The organism is Roseateles chitinivorans (assembly GCF_050632235.1).
In the GTDB taxonomy this organism is placed as follows: Bacteria; Pseudomonadota; Gammaproteobacteria; order Burkholderiales; family Burkholderiaceae_C; genus Roseateles; species Roseateles chitinivorans_A.
In genome coordinates this window covers 3,513,060-3,533,103 of record NZ_CP192584.1, presented here as the reverse complement: position 1 = coordinate 3,533,103, position 20,044 = coordinate 3,513,060, and the positions used below count along the sequence as shown (strand labels likewise).

Genomic DNA, 20,044 nt, shown 5'->3' with positions numbered 1-20,044 from the left:
ATCAGATGTCCCCACGCCAGCGACAGTACGCCCTGCTGACCGCACTGCTCGCAAGCGGCATCGGCGTGCTCTGGCTCGTTTTGAGCCTGAGCACCCCCGCCCCCGTGTCCACGACCCGGGACCTGCCTGCGGACCAGAGGGCGAGCGTTACCAACATCGGCGTGCTGCCGCCAGGCGCTCAGATCAACCCGGTCGATCAATGGGTCGGGACAGCAGGGCGAAAGCTCGCCCAATATGAGAGCGAACGGGAGGAACAGGGTCGCCTCAACAAGGACCGCCAGTCCTTCGAGACGCGCACGATGCAGCGCTTCGCGGAGCTCGAGCAACGACTGACGTCCGCGCAACAAGGCGCGGCCTCGCGGGGCGTGTCACCGGACGTGCCACAGCAGTCAGCGGGACCGGGCGCGCCGCCCTTCCCGTCGGATCTCTCTTTGGACTCGCCCATGGTGATGCCGCCAGCGGGAGCGTTGCCGCGATCGACATTGGGCGCGACATCGCCCGCGACATCGATCTCGGAATCGAACTCGGAATCGCCAGCAAATTCGGCCTCAACTACGGCCGCAACTACGGCCGCAACTACGGCCGCAACATCAGCCGCGACCTTGCCCGCGATGGCGACGAGGACGCCGCCGGGCGCGCATGCCGGTTCGCGGCCACCTCCGCTGCCCTTTGCTCCTGCGCTCGTTGCCGCGCCCCTGATCGTGCGCGTCAGCCTCGCCGCGGCGCCCCCGATCCCGGGAAACGCCCTGGACGCGGCTCATCCGGTTGGATCGCCAGCGGGCAACTTCGTGCCGGCGCCGGCCGCAGCGGATGCGACTGTGGCTGCGACTGTGGCTGCGGCTGCGGCTGCGGCTACGACCGCGGCTGAAACCGTGGCCACCTTCCTGCCCGTGAGTTTCACGCGCGGTACCTTGCTCGGTGGCCTGGACGCACCGACCGGGGGCAGTCCCAATCCAATCCTCACCCGGTCTTGATCCGGCTGTCCGACAACACCGTGCTACCCAACCGTTTCCGCGGCGAGTATCGCGACTGCTTCGTCATTGCCGCCGGTTACGGTGACATCAGCGCCGAGCGTGCCTATCTGCGCACGGAGAGCCTGTCGTGCGTACGGGACGACGGCGCCACGCTGGAAGTGCGCATCCAGGGCAGCGTCTACGGCGAGGACGGCAAGGTGGGCATGCGGGGCCGCCTGGTCACGAAGCAAGGCCAGATGCTGGCCAACGCCTTGCTGGCCGGCGTGGTCAGTGGCATCGGCCAGGGTCTTTCCACGGCCAACACGAGCTACAGCTCATCTCCGCTCGGTACAACGGCCAGCACCGACAGCAGCGCTGACGCCTACCGTGCCGGGCTGGGCGGCGGCGTGGGCAAGGCGCTAGACCGTCTGGCGCAGTACTACATCAAGCTCGCCGAGAACACCTTCCCCGTCATCGAAGTCGACGCGGGCAGGGAGATCGATGTCGTGATCACAAAGGGCGTGCGGATCGACGTGCCGATGTCGAGCGCCGCTAGCGCGCACGCGAGCTTTGTTGGCGACGGCGATGGCGACCGCAGTCGCGATCGCAGTGAACGCAGTGGCGAACGCAGTAGCGAACGCAATGCCGGCCGCAATGCCAATTGGGACGCGGGACGCGCCACGGGAGCACGCGGCCGGTCTCCCCGTTTCTCCTCTCCTGAGACCCGCTACCTGGAGGCGTTCAACGATGACCTGTACTGAACCGCTGCGGCCGGGAAGCCGTATTCGGGACGGCCGCATTCGGGACGACCGAATTCGGGCACGCCGCCTTGCTGCCCTTGCAATTGCACGCGCTGTTGTCACATGCGCGGCGCTGGTCCCGCTCAGTGCTCCAACCTGGGCGCAACGCAGCGATGCACGGCTTGAGCGCACCTCGGAGGCCAAACCGTGGACGGCCGCTGCAGACGCATCCAACGCATCGAACGCAACGAACGAATCCGGCGCATCCCAAGCGGCCCATGCGGGAAATGCAGCCCATGCGGCCCATGCGGCCCATGCGGCCGATGTAGCAGACCCATCATCCTCGGCGCGGCCGTCAGCGCGGGAAATCCGGTCGGCGGAGTGGGCGGCGATGGCGAGCTCGCCGACCAGATCGACTGCGATCGTCCAGCGCAGATCGAGGCGTGGTGACGCGCACACCACGCTGCAGGCGAACTTGCGCGCAGCGCATCCCGGCACGCGTTTCAGCGACATCGTGCGCACGGAGGTGCCGGACCTGTTCGAGGTCTGGATGAACGGGACCGTGGCGTATGTCTCCGCGCGAAACCCGCGCTTCTTCATCTTCGGGCGGCTCTACGACACGCAGACCATGCGCGACCTGACCGGATCTCGCGTGCCCGAGTCCGGACCAGCTCGAAACGCCTCCGGTTCCGGCGGCACTGAAGCGGGTGCGGACGCTGGCGTTACAGCAGCTGCACGGCCCAGTGCTGACGCTGCGGAGTCGGACAGCAACGGCGCGAGCGACATGGCTGGCGCGGATGCTGGAGGAGCAGCTGCGTCAGATTGGGCCGACAGCCCGCCTATCGATGTGAAGCGGCTTCCGCTGCACGATGCGATCCGAACGGTGCGCGGCGCAGGCCGGCGCACCCTGGCGATCTTCAGCGATCCGGGCTGTGGCTACTGCAGACAACTCGAGTCCGAACTCGCAGGGCTCGACGACGTCACGATCTACACGTTCCTCGTGCCATTTCAGGGCCACGACATCCCTGTATCGATCTGGTGCGCTGCGGACCGCGGGCGCGCGTGGCAGCAGTGGATGTCGAGCGGTCGCGCCGCGCCGCAGTCGCGGGCCGCCGCCTGTGATCATCCCCTTGACCGAAATCTGGCACTGGCTCGCCGCTTGCGCGTGAACGCGACCCCGACGCTCATCTGGGCCGATGGGACCAGGTCGACCGGATCGCTCGCCCGCGAAGCGATCGAGGCCCGGCTCATCGCAACCGCGTTCACTCCGTCTCGTCCGGGTACCGCTGGCGACCGAAGGATGTCCCCCCGCTCGACCAGTGCTGCCAGGCCGACCGGTCCTGCTAGCTTGGCCGTTCCTGCCAGTCAGACCATCGCGACCGTCCCGACCGTTCCCGCCGTCCCCGCCGTTCCCGCAATCCCGGGCGTCCCGACCGATCCGCTCCGAAAAGACTCACCGCTGGAGCGCAAGCCATGATGACGCAACAAATCCTCAGCGCCGCTCCGCGGCTGCGACCTTGGCACGATCGGTCCGCGCGTGCGGCGCGTGCGGCGCGTGCGGCGCGTGCCTCGATCACAGGCCCGTGCGCGTCAACCGCTGTCGCCTGCCTGCTGAGTGGCTGCCTGAACCTGTCGGGGCTGGGGGGCGAGTCCAAGTACGCCTGCGCCGCGCCCGAAGGCGTGACCTGTCAGTCGGTTGCCGGCACCTATGCCAACGCCGTGCGTAACGGCGCGGCGACGCCATCGTTCAGCCAAGGGTCGGTAGGCGCCGCCACTGCGACCGCAGCGCGCCCGCGCCAGCCTGCAACGGACTTGCTCCAACAGCGCGCCCCGATCGACGGACCCAACGCCGATGCCGCACTCTTCAATGGCCTGCCGGCCGACGCGCTTCGCACCCAGGCCCGCGTGCTGAGGTTGTGGACGAAGGCCTGGGAGGATGCGGATGGCGACCTCTGGGATCAGGGTTACGTCTACGTGCAGATCACCAACGGTGGCTGGCGCATCGATCACATACATCAGCAGATCCGTGCGCGCAATGCGCCGATCCGTCCGCTCTCGGCAGCCTCGTCCAGCGCGAATGCCGCCGCGGCACGACCTTCGATGGCTATGCCCGAAGACGGGCGCCAGGGCGCGTTGACCGCTACGCCGACTGTTGTTCTTCCTCCCGCGCCAACCTCGCGCGACTCGCCGCGGCTCCCATGAGATCCGTTATGGACCTCGACTCCAGCAACGTCTCAAGTTCTGGCAGCTCGTTTGGCGCAAAGCCTTCACCCCATCCACGACGCAGCCAGGAACGCAGCCACGAACGCAGCCTCGAACACGACCTCGACCTTCTCCCCGAACGCCGACACGACCACCGCCACGATCGCCGCCATGAAATCCGCCACGCCTCCCCTTGATCGACCTCAGGGCGACCCAGCCGTCGAATCATCCGCCGTGCCGTCGTTGGCACCGGTTCTCGCCCCTCCCATGGCGCCACACGGTCCAGCCTGCGCACCGCACGGGCCGACAGTCGAAGTCGAAGTCGGAGCCCGAGCCGGAGTCGGAGTGGGAGTCGGAGCCGGACTCGGCGTTGGGATCAAAGTCGAGTCCGTTGCTGCTGCCCATACAGGCTCCGCTCAGGGGTCCGACGCCCCTCCCGCTGAGCCGCTGACCCGGGCGTCACACGAGTCCTCGTGCACGTCGCCCGAGCCGTCGCCCGAGCCGTCGTATGAGCCGTCGACCGAGCCGTCGTATGAGCCGTCGTATGAGCCGTCGTATGAGCCGTCGTATGAGCGATCGTCCGATCAGTCGCCTCAGGGCTCGCCCCGTCGCACGTTCAAGCGATCGCTCAGCCGATCGCTCAGTCGATCGCTCAAGCGGCCGGTCGGGCGGCCGTTCGAGCGGTCGCCAAATTGGTCGCCGCCGGGGTCGACCGATCCAACGCTCCGGTCCCCTTCGTCGCCGCTGTCATCGCTCCTGGGTCTTCGCGGCGTGTCGCAGTCACCCGCCGAGCAGTTCGCCAGTTGGCTGCCCTACGCCGCCTTTCTGAGAGAGGAACGGATCTTCGTCAACCGGGACGGCATGGGCTTCCTGCTGGAGGTGACCCCCCAGTCTGGCGCCGACGAGCGCATGACTGAAGTGCTGGTCTCTCTGTATGCGAGCTGCCCGCCCGAGACGGGACTCCAGTTCCACCTCTTCGCGTCTCCGCACGTGCGACACCGGCTGCGGGCGTACACCAATCTCCGGATTGAGGACGACGACCAGGCGGAACGCGCGCGCACCGAAGGCGCTCCGGTGCCCAACTTGAACCTGTTCAGGCGTCTGGCAAGGCAGCGGGTGACTCATCTGTTGCACGGCACACAGCACTCGATGACGACGGGCTTTCACTACACCCTGCGGGACTTCCGGCTGATGTTGAGCGTGGCGTTACCCGGCGAAGCCGAAGACATGAGTCGGCGCGAAACGCTCCTGTCACTGCGCGACTCCATGCGGGCAACACTGCGCTCCGCACTCCTTCCCAGCAAGGTCTGCGACGCGGCCGATCTCATCAACTGGTGTGCCCTCTTCACCAATCCGGACCGCATCGCCCATTCCGACGAGCCGGACCTGAACTACGACGACGACCGCTGGCTGCATTACGACGACGGCCGGGAGATCCGCGACCAGATCGTGGACTTCGACACCGTCCAGGACGCCACCGCCAACGGCCTGAGCTTGTGGAAGGAAACCATCCCGCAGGTTCTGGAGGCCAGGTTCTACTCCGTCAAGAGTTTCCCCGAACGTTTCGCGCTGTGGCAGATGGGCTCGCTCATCGGCGACCTGATGCAGCCGTCGCTCCAGTACACGGCGCCGTTCCTGATCACGCTGGGCGTGCACGTGCTGGATCCGAGCACCATCAAATCCACCGTCACCGCCAACCACCTGCGCGCGACGCAGAACGCGAAGTCCAAGATGGCCGACGTGATGCCGGACGTGCGCAAGAAGCTGGACGACTGGGCGGCCGCAGCCGAGGCGATCGACACGGGCGGCAGCCTCGTGAGCCTGTACATGCAGCTGGCGACCTTCACCACGCCGCAGCGCGCCGGCGCCGCGCACGAGGCGGCCAACGCCATCTGGCGCGCACGCGGCTTCCAGCTCAACGCCGACGCCTACCTGCATCGGCAGGCCTTGCTCGCCAGCTTGCCGATGACACTGACGCCGCGCTTCCATCGGGACCTCACCAAGATGCGCCGCGTGACCCGCAAGACCATGGCCAACGCGATCCACATGGCGCCCCTGATCGCCGAGTGGCGGGGCACGCCCACGCCAGCGCTTGTCTTCGGCGGGCGCCGCGGCCAGCTGATGACGCTGGACCTCTACGACAACGACCTGGGCAACTACAACTTCGCCATCATCGGCGCACCGGGCTCGGGAAAGTCCGTCCTGATGAACGAGCTGGCTTGGTCCTACCGCGCGGTCGGCGCCAAAGTGTGGATGCTCGACCTGGGGCGCAGCTTCGAGAAACTCTGTCGCAAGGCAGGCGGCACCTACATCGAGTTCCGCCCCGACGTGGCGCTGTGCCTGAACCCGTTCTCCGTCGTGCGCGACATCCACGAGGACCTCGACATGCTGGTGCCGGGCATCTCCAAGATGGCCTCCATGCAGCACCCGTTGGAGGAAGTTCAGTACGAGGCCATCTCCGCCATGGTGCTCAAGCTCTGGCGCGCGTACGGATGCGATCTGACGATCACCGGGCTGCGCGATGCGTTTCGCTCCGGAACGCTGGAAGAGCTCGGCATGGTGGGCGACCAGCGCATCAAGGACCTGGCCATCATGCTCAACCCCTACGCCAAGGGCGGGCAATACGAGCGCTTTTTCGAAGGCCGGGCCAACGTCGACTTCTCCAACGACTTCATCGTCATCGAGAACGAAGAGCTCAAGCGACGCCCGGACCTCCACGCCGTCGTCAACATCTTGCTGCTGCACCAGATCACCGGCGAGATGTACCTCACGCGCAATCGGCGCAAGGTGCTGTTCATCGACGAGCTCAAGCAGCAACTCGGCGACGTCGGCGCGGACGACCCCGTCAAGGCGGCGGTCGTGGAGGAAGCCGCCCGTCGCGCGCGCAAGTACGGCGGCGCGCTCGGCACTGCCACGCAAAGTGCCGACGACTACTACGGCTCGGCGCAGATGGAGGCCGCTTTCAACTGCTCGGACTGGGTGTTCCTCCTGCGCCAGAAGCCCGAATCCATCGAGATGCTCGATCGCAAGGGACGCCTGGCGTTGGACGATCCCAAGAAGCGGTTGCTGCACTCGTTGCGCACCGAGGCAGGTGCGTTTTCCGAGCTCTACATCTCCTCGCCCGTGGGCGAAGGCGTGGCGCGCACGATCCTCGATCCGGCCACCCACCTGCTGTTTTCCAACAAGCTCGAGGACAACGCTCCACTGGACGCATTGCGTGCCCAGGGCTTGTCGATCGACGAGGCGATCACAACGCTGCTGCGTCAGCGGGGGCATGCGCTATGAGCCGGCCAGCCGTTGCGCTCCTGGTCAGCGCCCTGCGTCAAATGGGTGCCGCCACCGTTGCCGCGGGCCTGGTCACCGCCCTCGCGCTGCAGGCCTATGACCGCTTCGTGCTGCGGCCGGCACTGACGGTGGGCGTGGTCGATCTCGCCGAGGTCTACCGCGCCAAAGAGGCCGAGTTCACGCGCTTGCTGACCCAAGCCAGCACCGAGGAAGACCGTGAGCGGGCGTTGGCCCTGGCGCGGGCATTCGCGAGGCGTCTGCCAGCGGCGCTGGACGAGCTGCCCAGGGAGTGCGCCTGCGTGGTGTTGGCCAAGTCAGCAGTCGCAGGCGCGCCGCACGCCCGCGACCTCACTCCGCTGTTGCGGCAGAAGGTGCATCTGCCATGACCAACGAATCCAGGGGGCGCGAGGCCGCTTCCGTCCCTCCCGTCCCCTTCGCCGTGTTGGCGCATTCCGCGCCATGCGCTCATTCGGTCCCTTCAGTCTCGTCGGCGGGGTTGATCCGACATCGCCGCAGGTCACGCGAGTGGCAGCGCTGCTGCCAGCACTTCTGGCAGCACTCCTGGCAGCACTTCTGGCAGCGCCAGAAACATTCACACCGAGAGCTCATGGGGATGATGCGCCGGCGTTGGTATCTCGTGGCTCCCGTCGTGGCGATCTGGGTCTTGGCTTACATCCGCCTCTTCATCGACCCCACGCCGCGCATGCCGCTGGTTTTCAACTGGACGCCCAGCCTGCCTTATCACGTGGCGTGGATGCACGTCGGCCCGCGCACGCCCGGTCGCGGCGACCTCATCGTGTTCGCGTTCTCCGGCGGGACGCCGAAGCCGTTTCCCGGCCTGCAGGGACAGCCTTTCTTCAAACGCGTCCGGGGACTACCCGGTGACGTGATCACGGTCCAGGGTCGCACGGTCCTGGTCAATGGCGAGCCGATGGGGCTGGCGAAGCCGTTCACGCATGACCGCCGGCCCCTGACGCCCATCGCACCCCTCGTCATCCCACCGGGTCAGTTCTACGTGCAGGGCGCCAGCGCGGACAGCTTCGATTCCCGTTACCAAGAGAGCGGCCTCGTAGCGCAGGGGCAGATTGTTGCCCGTGTCCACCCGTTGTTCTGAGGAGCAGCCGAATGCATCGCTATCGTTCGCTCATCAGCAGGTATGTCGATCACTGCAAGCGTTGCCTGCACTGCACGAGCCAGATACGACAGCGCGGCTTGTGGCATCGCGACTGTCGCCCCGGTCGCCCTGGTCGCCCTGGCGATCCTTGTCCCCAGAGGCACCGCCAACACTGGTCAAATTTCTCGCGAGGCCGCAAGGGCGAGCGCCGCAGCTGGGCGCGTTTTTGGAGGCACCACGAGACGTATCGCAGCGGGATGGTCCGCGTGCTCGTCGGGGCCGCTGCCGTCGCCTTCATCGTCGTCATCACAGCAGTGACCACATGCGCAGCCGTGGCGCTCATCGCCCTATGCGCTTCGGCCAACGCCGCCTTTGCTCAGAGCAGCCCTGCATTCGGCGCGCTCACTCGGGAGGACCCTCCTGCGCCGTCGATGTCGACCAACGCGTTTGCAGGGGATGTCGATGCGATGTCGCTGGCCGACTATCTGGGGCTGCTGCGACAGATCTCGCCGGCTGCGGAACAGGGTGCTCGAGATTTTCTCGCGGCTTTCCTGCTGCGTTGCGGGCGGGAGATGACGACCCCGGAACTCCATCGATCGTTTGCCGGAACGGCCGGCGACCCGGTGCTGATGGGTTTCATCCGCGCAGCGCAGCGCCAGGATCCAAGCGATCGCCGTGACCTGACGCGGTATCTGCGGTGTTCCGCTGGAGCGGCTCGATGAAAAGCGATCCGCTTACTCAGATCCCAGCTCCGGGCACGGCCCGAGATGCCGCATGTGCCTCGCTCCCGTCGCGAGCCACACACGCCTTGAAACGCACAAGCCGTTCACACCACCAGCCGACTGTCCCGAGCGAGGGGGCGCCGAGAGCGGCCGCCCACACAGTCGCCCGCACCGCCGTCCCCGCGGCCGTCCTCGCCGCCACCTTTGCCGCCATCCGCTTTGGCATCTCGCCGGCCATCCCCGCGACCTTGGCAACGTGCGCCATCGCAGCCATCACCGCCATCACTGCCCTCCCGGTCGCCCCGGCCATGGCCGCCGAGGCGGCGGCACCCGACGCCGGCACCTTGGGTCCCACGTATCCGATCACCGAAGCTCACCTGCTGCAGATGATCGAGCAGCGTTTGAGAGAGGCCGCGCGCACCGGCGAGCTCTCGCGCATCGAGGACGAGGCTCGCAATCGCGGTGCGCACGCGGTCCGTCATCCCATGCCGGTTGTCGAGATCGTCACTACCCGCGTTGCGCGCAGCTTCCTCTTCGATCCAACGTTCGTGCTGGGCCGCAACGTGCTCGGACCTCGAGGAGAACTGCTCTTCGCAGCGGGCACGAAGACGAATCCGCTCGACGTGACATCGCTGAGCCGGCCGCTGCTGTTCTTCGACGCACGCGACAGTCGCCAGGTCCGACAAGCCCACGCAGTCATCACTCAGCACCAAGGGCGCGTGAAACCGATCCTGACGGCGGGCTCATATCTGGAATTGATGCACGTCTGGCGTACCCCCGTCTACTACGACCAGGGCGGCATGCTGACGCGTCGGATCGGGATTCGGCAGGTGCCGGCGATGGTGACGCAACAAGGTCAGCGACTGCGTGTGGACGAGTTGGAGGTCGCCCCATGAGATGGCTTTCACACGCCGCGGCGCGTCTCATGCGCCTCGTCGGACACGCGAGCCGGAGCCTGCACCCGCGCGCCTCAGTGCACATCCGACGGGATATCCCGCGGGGCATCCCACGGGTCATCGGACGCGACTCATCACGAGTCGCCACAGAGCTCAACGGCGCGGTGACGACACTCTCCGCAATCCGCGCCGCCGCCCCGGCCGGCATGCTGATCGCGATGATCATCGCTTTCGCTCCCGTGGATGCGGCGCGCGCCGCCGGCGCCGGGACCTGCACCGGCCAGTTCCCCAACCCGATCACCGACATCTGCTGGAGCTGCATCCTGCCCATCAGCATCGGCAGCGTGCGGCTCGGGAATCTGGGTGAACAGGAAGACATCGACAACCCATCGAGCCCGCTGTGCAGCTGCGGCACAAACCCGACCGTCGGCCTCACCGTGGGGTTCTGGGAACCCGCGCGCCATGTCGAAGCCGTGCGCAAGCCGTTCTGCCTCGTGTCCCTGGGCGGCCTCGACCTGAACCCGGGACTGCCCTCGCCCGAAGGCGCGCGCGTCACGCATGCGGAAGGCGACGGAGACGGCGGGTCGTTCTACCAGGCCCATTTCTATGTGAACCCGGTCCTGTTCTATCTCGAGGCCGTGGCCGACTTTCCCTGCCTTGAGCGCGGCTCGTTCGATCTGGCCTACCTCACCGAAGTCGATCCTTTGTGGGGCGATGACGAGCTCACGCTGATCCTCAATCCGGACGCCGTGCTGTTCGCCAATCCGGCAAGCGTCGCGGCGTGTGCAGCGGACTGCGTCGCCGCGTCGGCCGGGTTCGGTATTCCCGAGCTCTTCTGGTGCGCGGGCTGCCAGGGTGGGCTGTACCCGATGAATGGGCACGTGCCCTACCACCTCGGCGGCGTGCGCACCGCCGTGCTGATGGCGCAGCGGCTCACCGCCAAGATGCATCGTGAACTCGTGGCCTGGGGCTGGCATGGCCAGCGCGGACTGTGCGGTCCGTACTTCGAGCCCGTCATGGACAAGCGGGCCTACAAGACCCAGCTCACCTATCCCATTCCCAACACGACCAAGGAAGCGGGCAGGTGTTGTCAGCCGTTCGGGGGCACGACGGTCCTGTGGGGTGCCGGCAAGGAGTACCCCGTTCGCGGCGAGGACTTCGCGTTCATGTTGTTCCGAAAGAGGAACTGCTGTGTCGGCTACTGATCTCATCATGGCGCCCGGCTGGATCGTCGCCCGGGCGGTCGCACGCACCATCGCCGGTGTCATCGGCGGTGTTATCGGCGGTGTCATCGCCCGTGTCATCGCAATCGCCATCACAGTGGCGATGTCCTCGCCATGCTGGCTGGGCTCGGCGGATGCGCAGGTACGGTCGATCCCGGCGACAGCCTCCGCATCCGCCTCTGCCGCAGCCGTCGCGGCCTCCGCCGCCTCATTCCCCCGCCGTGGTTCAGGGACCGGCAATCAGACGGAGACGAGGACCGCGACCGGTACTGCGACCGGTAGTGCGAACGGCACTGCGACCACCCCCGTCATGCCGCGCATCACCGACGAGGACATTCGACGGGTGCAGCGGGAGGCGCGTACGCCCACACCCGCGGACATCGAGGCCGTGCGCCGTCAGCACGGGACGCCGGGAGTGTCACGGGACCTGCAACGTCATCCAGGGCTTGCGACCGCTCAGGGACAGCCATCACCGTCTTCGCAGGCACCGCGCATCGACGCCCTGCCGTTGCCGCTGTCCAATACCCCGATCGATATCGAGGCCATCGCGCGCGGCTACGCGGCGCAGGCGGAAGGGCCCCCAGCAAACGGCGCCACCACGGCCCCCGGGCTGCTGGTATTCGTGAGCCTGTCGATGCCCCGACCCACCTTGCAAAGGCTGCTCGCGCAGGCGGCGCGCGCACGCGCTGCCGTGGTGCTGCGGGGATTCGTCAACGGCTCGTTGCGCGAGACGGTCCAACTCGTGCAGCCGCTCCTCGGCGCCACGCAGGTGGCGCTCCAGATCGACCCACCGGCCTTCGATCGGTTCGATGTGCAGCGCGTGCCGACCTTCGTGCTGGTGCGAGACGGCGCGCGACCCCAGTCCTGCGCGAGTGGCACGTGTGCGCCGGCCGCGGATTTCGTGCGCGTTGCCGGCGACGTCAGTCTCGACTACGCGCTGGCGCACATGCGCCTGACGCGGCCCGACTTCCGGCACGCCGCGCAGCTCTTCCTTGCCCGACTCGCCGCACACGGTGTGGACCGCGACGGAACCGGAACCGGAATCAGAACCGGGATGCAGAGCGAAGCCGGCCCGGGCGCCGGCAATGTCCCGCGTGCTGCGGGTGATGGCGTCGGCGTCGGCGTCGGCATTCGCGAGACCGGCGCGGGTCCCGGCCCGCACAAGCACTGAGGTGTTGACATGCCCCTCCCTCATCAAATCGTGGTGTGGCTGACGGCGCTGGCCATGTCGCTCTCGCCACCCGCACGGATCGCGCATGCCGCGAGCCCCCATGACGAGGGATTGGCGGCGGGCCAGGCGGCCAACCCGCTCATACGCGGCAAGGTCACTGCACCGAGTGCGTCCGGGCTGGTGCCTGGCTACACGACAACACCGCCGGAGCGTCGGTATTACGGCCAGCCCAGCCTTTCCGGCGCCGCCGATGCGCAGTTCGCGGCCTGCCGTTCGCTGCCAGGCGACCCGGTCTGCCAGGCGCTGCTCGGCGCCCTGGCCTCGGCCAGCACGCCGCGCGAACCGCTCTCGGCGAACGATCCCGCAATACTCGACGCCCGACGCGTCATCGGAGATCCCTCCGGGCAACTCGGGGACATTGGCGCTTACTACCGCGGCTGCGAGGCCGGCAACTGTCCGGCCAACGTGTTCTGTCTTGGCGGCAACTGTTTCGAGACCCGTCACGCGAACGACCCCGACTTCGCCCGCGCCATGTCTTTCCTGGAAGCCGCGCGTGAGGCCGGGGTCTATCTCGATCCGACCGCTCTGAAGGTGTTCCAAGGAGAGTCTGCCCGGTGCCGCGACCGGCTGCTCAAGAACTGCTGCCATGCCGACTCTGCCGGGGCGGGCATGAGCAACCAGAGCATGTTCGGCGTGGGATCGCGCCTCGTCTACGACGTGCTGATGAACGCTAACAACCGCCAGTTCCTGTACCAGGGCATGCAGGCGCTGCTGATGGGCGGCGGCTTCGCCGGCACGTTCACGACCTACGGTGTGACCGTTGCCGTGAATGGCGCCGCCCTGCCCGCCGGCTCGGCGGTGCTGTATTCGGGCCAAAGCGTCGTGGTCGCCTTCGATCCGTGGAGCCTGGCCATCGCCGTCGTGATCTACATCGTCATGTCCATGATGTCGTGCGACGAAGAAGAGGGGAAGCTCGCGATGAAGGAAGGCGCCCGGCTGTGCCACGCCGTGGGCACCTACTGTTCGTCGTGCATCCGGGTGCTGGGGCACTGCGTCTCATGCACCACGCACACGACCAAGAAGTGCTGCTTCAACTCGTCGCTGGCGCGCCTCATCAACGAGCAAGGACGCGCCCAGCTGCGCAAAGGCTGGGGTTCCGCGCAGAACCCTGACTGCTCGGGTTTTACCGTCGCGCAACTCCAGCGGCTGGATCTCTCGCGGCTGGACCTGAGCGAGTTCTATGCGTCCATCGTGCCCCGTCTCCCTGATGCGAGCGCAATCCGGAACCGCAACGCCACGCAGGCCACGCGTTGCTACCTGGGACAAGGCCAATGCCAATGACCTCGCCTGCATCGGAGCTCGGCTCGCATTCCAGGCGCCGCCGTGCCCTGGCCTCCCGGGCCGCGCATGCCTTTTGGAGGCCATTCGACACGATGGTCTCGTGCACGCTCAGCAGCACGCAGGTGTTTGGCTGCGGTCCTATGGGCACCGCGTTGCTCGTGCTGGCCGCCCTGTGCGGGGGACCGTTCGTTCACAGGGCCTCGCGCAAGGCTTCGCGCGAGTCCCCGTACCGGACGCCCGACCGTTGCTGCTGGCAGCGCTCGCCGCGGCCGATGGCACCGCGCGCGGCGTCCTGACCGGCGAGCTAGCCGATGCCATCACGCGCCGCTTCGACGCCACGAGCCCCCTGTACATCGATGTCACGACCCTGCGGCGGTATCAACAGACGGGGTGTGCGCGGCTCAACGTGCTCTTCTGGCAGGAGGGCGTCAAGCTGCCGGGTGTGGCCGCGCCGCGCCGCCAGACGATCGAATTCGGCTTGAACTACTGCGCCGACGGCTTGCCGCCGCGTTCGCTGCGTTAGGAACGCCATGCGTCGCCTCGCCTTCGCCTGCCTTCGCAGTCTCACCCGGCTCAGCTCGCTCACCCGGCTTACCCGGCTCACCCGGCTCAGCTGGCTCAGTTGGTTAGGGTGCCTGGGGTGCGTGTCGCTCCTGGCCGGGCCCTTTTGCATGCGGGCGGCACTGGCGCAAGCGCCTGTGCTGCGCGACCCGGTTCGCGTCGAGACCCCAGCCCCACGCAAGGCGGCCTCAGCCCCAAGTGCGGAACGCCCGCGCGACGCGCGTGTCGCGTACTGGGCAGATGGCTGGCGCGGCTGGCACTTCTATGAGGATCCAGACCTCGAAGCCAGTCCGGATCGCCAGGCGCCGCTGCGCTCCAAACATGACGATGGCACTCCTCCAAGGCGCGCTACCTCGCCCGCACAAGCCCCTGCTGCTGCTGAGCGCGCACCAGAACTGGTGGAGTTCGAGCAATTGCAAAGGACCCTGCAGGACCTTCGCCACATCGCGATCATGCGGCCCACCGAAGTCAACGTACGCCGCTACATGGCACTCGAGGCCAGCGTCGTCGCGCGCGCATCCCACTTCGCCGACGTGGCGCAACGCGTGGCGTGGGCCACGCCAGAACTCGATCCGACCGTCCAAGGCAGACCCGTGAACGCCAAGGCGTTGGAGGTGTTCGAGCAGCGCCAGCGCGACGATCGGTCGAGCACCGTTGACGCGCTGGGACGGGACCATGTGCTGCTCTTCTTCTTCCGCTCGGACTGCCCGTACTGCCACGCCTTCGCGCCGACGCTGCGCGGCTTCGAGGAACGCCATGACCTGCAGGTCGTGCCGGTCAGCCTGGACGGCGGGCCTCTCCCGAACTATCCGAGTCCCCGACGGGATAACGGCATCGCCAGCGCCCTGAAGGTCACCCAGGTGCCTGCGGTCTTCCTCGCCCAACCCTTCAACGCCACGATCACACCGATCGGGTTCGGCGTGCTCTCCGAATCCCAACTGCTCGAACGCATCGCCACCGTGTCGACGCCCGAGTCGCAGGCGATGCTGCCGGGCGCCATGCGGCGCCTGGCGCTGCCTTAGGAGAACCTGATGCAAATGCCCAAGATCCCAGGCCCCGATCGCGACCGTGCCGCACGGGTGAGCCGCCAGCGCCCGGTCCCGTCGCTGCGCCGCAGGCCTCGACTTCGCGCTTCGTTCCCTGGCCTCTCGCTCCTTAGCCGGCCATTCCTCCGCCGGTCATTCCTTCGCCGGTCGTTCCTGCACCGGTCGTTCCTGCACCGGTCGTTCCTTCGCCCGTCGTTCCTGCACCGGTCCATCCTACCCCGCTCGATCCTGCCCCGCTCGATCCTGCCCCGATCCATGGTCTGCGTCTCGATGGTTCTGATGGGCCTGCCCGGCCACGCCGGCGACCTCAACGCGGAAGTGAACACCATGTTCAATCAGCTCGGCGCCATCGGGAACTACACCGCCCCCGGCGCGTTTCGCGGTCAGGCGTACAACACCTACACCGGGGGCAGCCTCATGATGCGTTCCCCCAACAAGGTCTATCAACTCGCCGCCATCCAGTTCCCCAACGCGAAGGCCGGCTGCGGCGGGATCGACATCTTCGGCGGCTCCTTCTCCCACATCTCCGCCGAAGAGTTCAAGAACATGCTGCGCAACATCACGGCCGCGCTGCCGGGCATCGCGTTCCAGCTCGCGCTCGAGTCCGTCTCACCGATGCTGGGCGGGCTGACGAAATGGGCCAAGGGCCTGGAGACCTGGATCAACAACGCGCGCATCAACTCCTGCGAGACTGCCAAGGCCATCGTGAGCACGGCCGCGGAGGCGGCGGGCTACAGCTCGCAGGAGAGCTGCGCCGACCTCGCCATCGAACTGGGCATGGAAAGCGACCGCGACGCCGCCCGCCGCCGGTGCAAATCCGACCGACCGGGCATCCTGGGCGCGGCCCGCGCCTCCGGCGATCCCGGGCTGAGAAACCGCGCCCCCTTCGTCGGCAACCTGACGTGGAAGGCCCTGCAGCACGCCGGCGCCTACCTCGACGATCAGGAACGCGAGCTCATCATGAGCATCGTCGGTACCGTCCTGTACTACCCGGAGGAATCGGGGCGGGATCCCGACCCCGTCGCCCCGACGCTGACCTCGATCGGCCAATTGCTCTACGGGCAGGCCGCGGGCGCCGACGCCGAGGTGGTCCAGCACCTGCTGCGATGCAACGACTACGTCAACTGCGACGTGGTCAGCGTCAATACGGCCTACCGGCACGTGCCGTTCACGGCGCGCGTGGAGACGCTGATGCGCTCGATCGCCGCCAAGATCGCGACCCGCGCGCCCATCCCGAACAATTCCCCCGAGGTGGGCTTCGTGAACCAGACCACCGAGCCCGTCTACCGGATGCTGTCGATCGGGGCCAGCATCCCCGGCTCCGGCCTGGCCGACAGCCTCATCGCGCAGTACCGCGACGTCATCGCCGCGGACTATGCCTACGTGTTCCTCGAGCGCAGCCTGCGCCTGGGCATGGCGGCGCTGGACAAGGATTACACGCTGCAGCAGCCCCAGCGCGAACAGGCCAACCGCGTGCGCCAGCGCGCGCAGGCGATGCTGCAGCAGCTGTCCCAGGAGAAGGGGCTGCTCTACCAAAAGGTCGGATCATTTCGCGCGGTGGCCGGCCACCTGGAACAGCTCGAGCGTCAGCTGCGATCGAGCATGCCCCAAAGCGTGGCGGACATGCTGGGGCAGCAGTCCGCATCGATGTCGCGCTGACCAGGCGCCGCGGCCAGGCCGACCTGGCCAGGGTGCCAGGGTACCGACCATCTCGGCCTGCCTTCGATCCCTGCGCTTGCATCGTCGGAGATCCGCATGTGGGAAATCTACGCCTACCAGAACGCCGACAGCCTGTTCGGCGTGTTCAACGCGTGCGCGGCCATCCACGCCTCGGGCTACTACGCCAGCGCCGTGGCGGCCGTCGCCTTCTGCGGCTTCGTCGCCGCCCTGCTCGCCTACGCGTTCGCGCCGGAAAAGCTCCAGGGCTGGAAATGGCTGGCGTCCGTCACCTTGGTCGTCGCGCTGCTGATCGTTCCCAAGGTGAGTGTGGGCATCATCGACAAGACGGGCGGCGCGCCCGTGAAGGTGGTCGATAACGTGCCTCTGGGCGTGGCGCTCCTGGGCAGCGTCACTAGCACCATCGGTCACACGCTGACAGGCCTGTTCGAGACCGCGTTCCAGCAACTGCCCGGCAACGCCGCGCAGCCGCAGGAGCTGCGCTACGAGCAGCACGGCCTCATGTTTGGCAACCGCCTGGTGCGCGAGACCGCCGCCGTCGTCTTCCAGGATCCGGGCTTTCGCACCGACCTGATCAATTTCATCCACAACTGCACGACCTACGACCTCCTCGACGGCACGCTGGACGCCACGACCTTCTCGGCGTCCAGCGACGTCTGGCCGCTGATGGGCACGCCCAATCCGGCGCGCTTCACCACCGTGTCGTCTCTTGCATCTTCGGGTGGCGGGGGCAGCGGCATGGGCATCGGCATCGACACCTGCCCCAACGTCTATCAGGTCCTCCAAGCACGACTGCCCGCCCAGCTCACGCGCGTGCAGGGGCGGCTTGCCTTCCAGCTCAATCCCACGCTCCCCGCCGCGGCCGCCGCCAGCGTCATCGCCGCCCAGATCCAGCAGGCCTACCTCAGGAACAGCATCGCCGACGCCGCGGCCAGCGCGGCGGACATCGTGCGCCAGAACGCCATGCTCAACGTGATCCAGGACAGCGCAACGCTGGTGGGGCAGAAGGTCAACGATCCCGCCGCGATGGTGCTGGCCGTGGGGCGGGCCCAGGCCGTGGCCCAGAAAAACGCGTCGTGGCTCAACTACGGCAAGGTGGCCGAGCAGGCCCTGCCCGTGTTGCGCAACGTGATCGAGGCGGTGGCTTACGCGATGTTCCCACTTTTCGTCTTGCTGCTGCTCATGACCAGCGGGCGCGAGACCATGCTCGCGTTCAAGGGCTATGCGGGGCTGCTCATCTGGATTCAGCTGTGGCCGCCCCTGTACGCGATCCTGAACTACATGGCCTCGGTCTACGCCGCCTACGATCTCGCCGCGGCGGCGGACCTGGGCACCGGCGCCAAGGCCCTGTCGCTGCAGACCGCCTCCAGCATCTATTCACGCGCCATCTCCGGCGAGGCCGTGGTGGGCTACCTCTCGATCAGCATCCCGTTCATCGCCTGGGCCGCGCTCAAGCGCATGGAGACCGTCGGGACGGCCCTGGTCGGCGGGCTGTCCGGCCTGCAAGCGGCGCTCTCGGGCGCCACCTCGTCCGCGGCGGTGGGCAACACGTCGATGGGCAACGTGGCCATGGACCAGCTCCAGCTTTCGCCCAACCGGTCCTCGGCGTTCATGAACCGCTGGCAGGACGACCTGAGCGGCGACACCTTCACCGCCGGCGTGCTGGGCGGCCGCACGGCGGTGAGCTTGCTGCGCAACCAGGGCTACGCGTCGCGCGTGGTCTCCAGCCGCGTGTCCGAGCAGGACGTCCAGGACGCCAGCCGGCAGGTGGCGGCGGCGCGCAGCGAATCGGTGTCTGCCCTCCAGGAGCGCTCGGCGGTGCTGGCCGAGTCCTTCACCAAGGGCCTGGCCAAGCTGCATGCCAGCCGCAGCGCCACCGGCACCACCACCAGCGGGTTCGAGCAGTATGGCGAGAACCTCAACCGCCTGGACCAGATCAGCAAGAGCGTGGCCGACACGACGGGATTCACCCAGAGCCAGAGTGCGCGCATTGCGCTTGGCGCGGCGGCGCGGCTGGGCGTCAGCACCCCGCTGGCCGGTCTGCAGGGCAACGTGGCGGCGGACAAGAGCTATCTCTCGTCCTTGTCCAAGGCCGAACAGCGGGTGGTGTCGGCCATGACCAATGAGCAGCTGTCGGAGTTCAAGCAATTTGGCGATCGCGTCTCGCGGGACCGCTCCTTCGCGACGCTCGTGTCCTCGGATGCGCGAGAGGCGCGAGAGCTCGCGGCTCGTCTGAGTGCTTCCGCGTCGCGATCGGAGCGTGCGGACGCGACCCTGGTGCACAGCACGGCGGTGTCCGAGCGCATGGCGCGCGCCTACGAGCGCGGTGAAACCATCGCCATCGACATCGCGCAGGATCCGCACAACGTGGCGATGTTCACGCGCTTTGCGCAGCGCTACGGGGGCACCAGTGCGTCGGCGATGGTGCTGATGGACGCCGAACTGGCCAGGCAGTCGCCGCGCCCCCACCGCGTCTTCTCCAACGGCGCCAGCGTTCCGGGCGGGGCTGCCGACGTCCGGCGGGCCCATGAGCAAGATCGCGAGTCAACGTCGCTGCGTGTCGATCCACGTGCGATGAACGACTCCCACAGGCAAGCCGTCGAGCGGGCGTCCTGGACCGAGCAGTCGCCGAAGGCGCCACCTCAGACGCGCTCTCGGCGCACCGAGTTCCAGCAGGCGGGAACAAGCGTTCGCGATCGCGTCGACGACGCGGCGGGATCGCCGGGCAGCCAGCCTCGCGCCGGGGCCACCGCGGACGGGACGCTGCGGTCGTCGGAGTCGCTCCTGTCCCGATCGGCCAAGCAGGTTGCGGCCGATGCGGGGTCCGTGATCGACGACGCCACCAAAGCGGTGAAGCGCGCGCTCGATGACTGAGCACCTTCACCACCGCAGACCGGGGCCGCATTTATCCCTGGGACCTGTGGACAAAGCTGTTGGCTCTGCCTGCAGGTGCATCGCAAGCCGTTGTTCTATATCGCAAAAGCTTGTTCTGCCCGCAAATGAGGCAAGCGGGCGCCTGACAACCGAATTTGAGACTGAATTTGAGACTGAGTCTGCGGTGCGAGACAGCGACGTAGCCACGCGGCACCCCAGCGATGTCGCAAGACGTTCAC

Annotated in this window: 16 protein-coding genes; all 16 read left to right on the top strand. The window is 67.4% G+C overall.

Translation table 11 applies throughout. The annotated features are described in order from the left end of the window. Positions 1-5: 5 nt before the first annotated feature. Complete coding sequence (locus ACQ859_RS16165; protein ID WP_431261800.1) at positions 6-974, top strand: hypothetical protein; 969 nt, start codon at positions 6-8, stop codon at positions 972-974. Continuing rightward, positions 971-1,714, top strand: a complete 744-nt coding sequence (locus ACQ859_RS16160; RefSeq protein WP_431261799.1) for a TraB/VirB10 family protein — start codon at positions 971-973, stop codon at positions 1,712-1,714. The genes ACQ859_RS16165 and ACQ859_RS16160 overlap by 4 nt, the downstream gene beginning before the upstream one ends. 370 nt (positions 1,715-2,084) lie before the next feature. Next, positions 2,085-3,170, top strand: coding sequence for a thioredoxin fold domain-containing protein (locus tag ACQ859_RS16155; RefSeq protein ID WP_431261798.1), 1,086 nt, complete (start codon positions 2,085-2,087; stop codon positions 3,168-3,170). After that, the gene (locus tag ACQ859_RS16150) at positions 3,167-3,895 is read left to right on the top strand and encodes a TraV family lipoprotein (protein WP_431261797.1); all 729 of its coding nucleotides are present in this window, start codon (positions 3,167-3,169) and stop codon (positions 3,893-3,895) included. Before ACQ859_RS16155 ends, ACQ859_RS16150 begins: the two co-directional genes overlap by 4 nt. A 171-nt stretch (positions 3,896-4,066) precedes the next feature. Continuing rightward, positions 4,067-7,180, top strand: a complete 3,114-nt coding sequence (gene traC, locus ACQ859_RS16145) for a type IV secretion system protein TraC (RefSeq protein ID WP_431261796.1) — start codon at positions 4,067-4,069, stop codon at positions 7,178-7,180. 41 nt (positions 7,181-7,221) lie between these two features. Further along, positions 7,222-7,566, top strand: coding sequence for a hypothetical protein (locus tag ACQ859_RS16140; RefSeq protein ID WP_431261795.1), 345 nt, complete (start codon positions 7,222-7,224; stop codon positions 7,564-7,566). A gap of 221 nt (positions 7,567-7,787) precedes the next feature. Further along, a complete protein-coding gene (gene traF / locus ACQ859_RS16135) occupies positions 7,788-8,294 on the top strand; it encodes a conjugative transfer signal peptidase TraF (protein WP_431261794.1) in 507 nt (168 codons plus the stop codon). Between the two features lie 257 nt (positions 8,295-8,551). Then, positions 8,552-9,016 (top strand): hypothetical protein, encoded by a 465-nt coding sequence (locus ACQ859_RS16130; RefSeq protein ID WP_431257679.1) that lies wholly within the window; start codon positions 8,552-8,554, stop codon positions 9,014-9,016. A gap of 86 nt (positions 9,017-9,102) precedes the next feature. Continuing rightward, positions 9,103-9,912: a type-F conjugative transfer system protein TraW gene (traW, locus tag ACQ859_RS16125; RefSeq protein WP_431261793.1), complete on the top strand. Its 810-nt coding sequence runs from the start codon at positions 9,103-9,105 to the stop codon at positions 9,910-9,912. 206 nt (positions 9,913-10,118) lie between these two features. After that, complete coding sequence (locus tag ACQ859_RS16120; protein ID WP_431266571.1) at positions 10,119-11,117, top strand: TraU family protein; 999 nt, start codon at positions 10,119-10,121, stop codon at positions 11,115-11,117. A 7-nt stretch (positions 11,118-11,124) separates the two neighbouring features. After that, the gene (trbC, locus tag ACQ859_RS16115; protein ID WP_431261792.1) at positions 11,125-12,306 is read left to right on the top strand and encodes a type-F conjugative transfer system pilin assembly protein TrbC; all 1,182 of its coding nucleotides are present in this window, start codon (positions 11,125-11,127) and stop codon (positions 12,304-12,306) included. Positions 12,307-12,315: 9 nt separating this feature from the next. Further along, a complete protein-coding gene (gene traN / locus ACQ859_RS16110) occupies positions 12,316-13,647 on the top strand; it encodes a conjugal transfer protein TraN (protein ID WP_431261791.1) in 1,332 nt (443 codons plus the stop codon). Positions 13,648-13,891: 244 nt separating this feature from the next. Further along, positions 13,892-14,170 (top strand): hypothetical protein, encoded by a 279-nt coding sequence (locus ACQ859_RS16105; protein ID WP_431261790.1) that lies wholly within the window; start codon positions 13,892-13,894, stop codon positions 14,168-14,170. Positions 14,171-14,177: 7 nt separating this feature from the next. After that, on the top strand, positions 14,178-15,230 hold the full coding sequence (gene traF / locus ACQ859_RS16100) for a conjugal transfer protein TraF (protein WP_431261789.1): 1,053 nt from the start codon (positions 14,178-14,180) through the stop codon (positions 15,228-15,230). A gap of 279 nt (positions 15,231-15,509) precedes the next feature. Then, positions 15,510-16,913 carry a conjugal transfer protein TraH gene (locus tag ACQ859_RS16095; protein WP_431261788.1) on the top strand — a complete coding sequence of 468 codons (1,404 nt, stop codon included), beginning with the start codon at positions 15,510-15,512 and terminating at the stop codon, positions 16,911-16,913. Positions 16,914-17,009: 96 nt separating this feature from the next. Next, entirely contained in the window at positions 17,010-19,805 is a 2,796-nt protein-coding gene (locus tag ACQ859_RS16090) for a conjugal transfer protein TraG N-terminal domain-containing protein (protein ID WP_431261787.1), read from the top strand. Positions 19,806-20,044 lie beyond the last annotated feature (239 nt).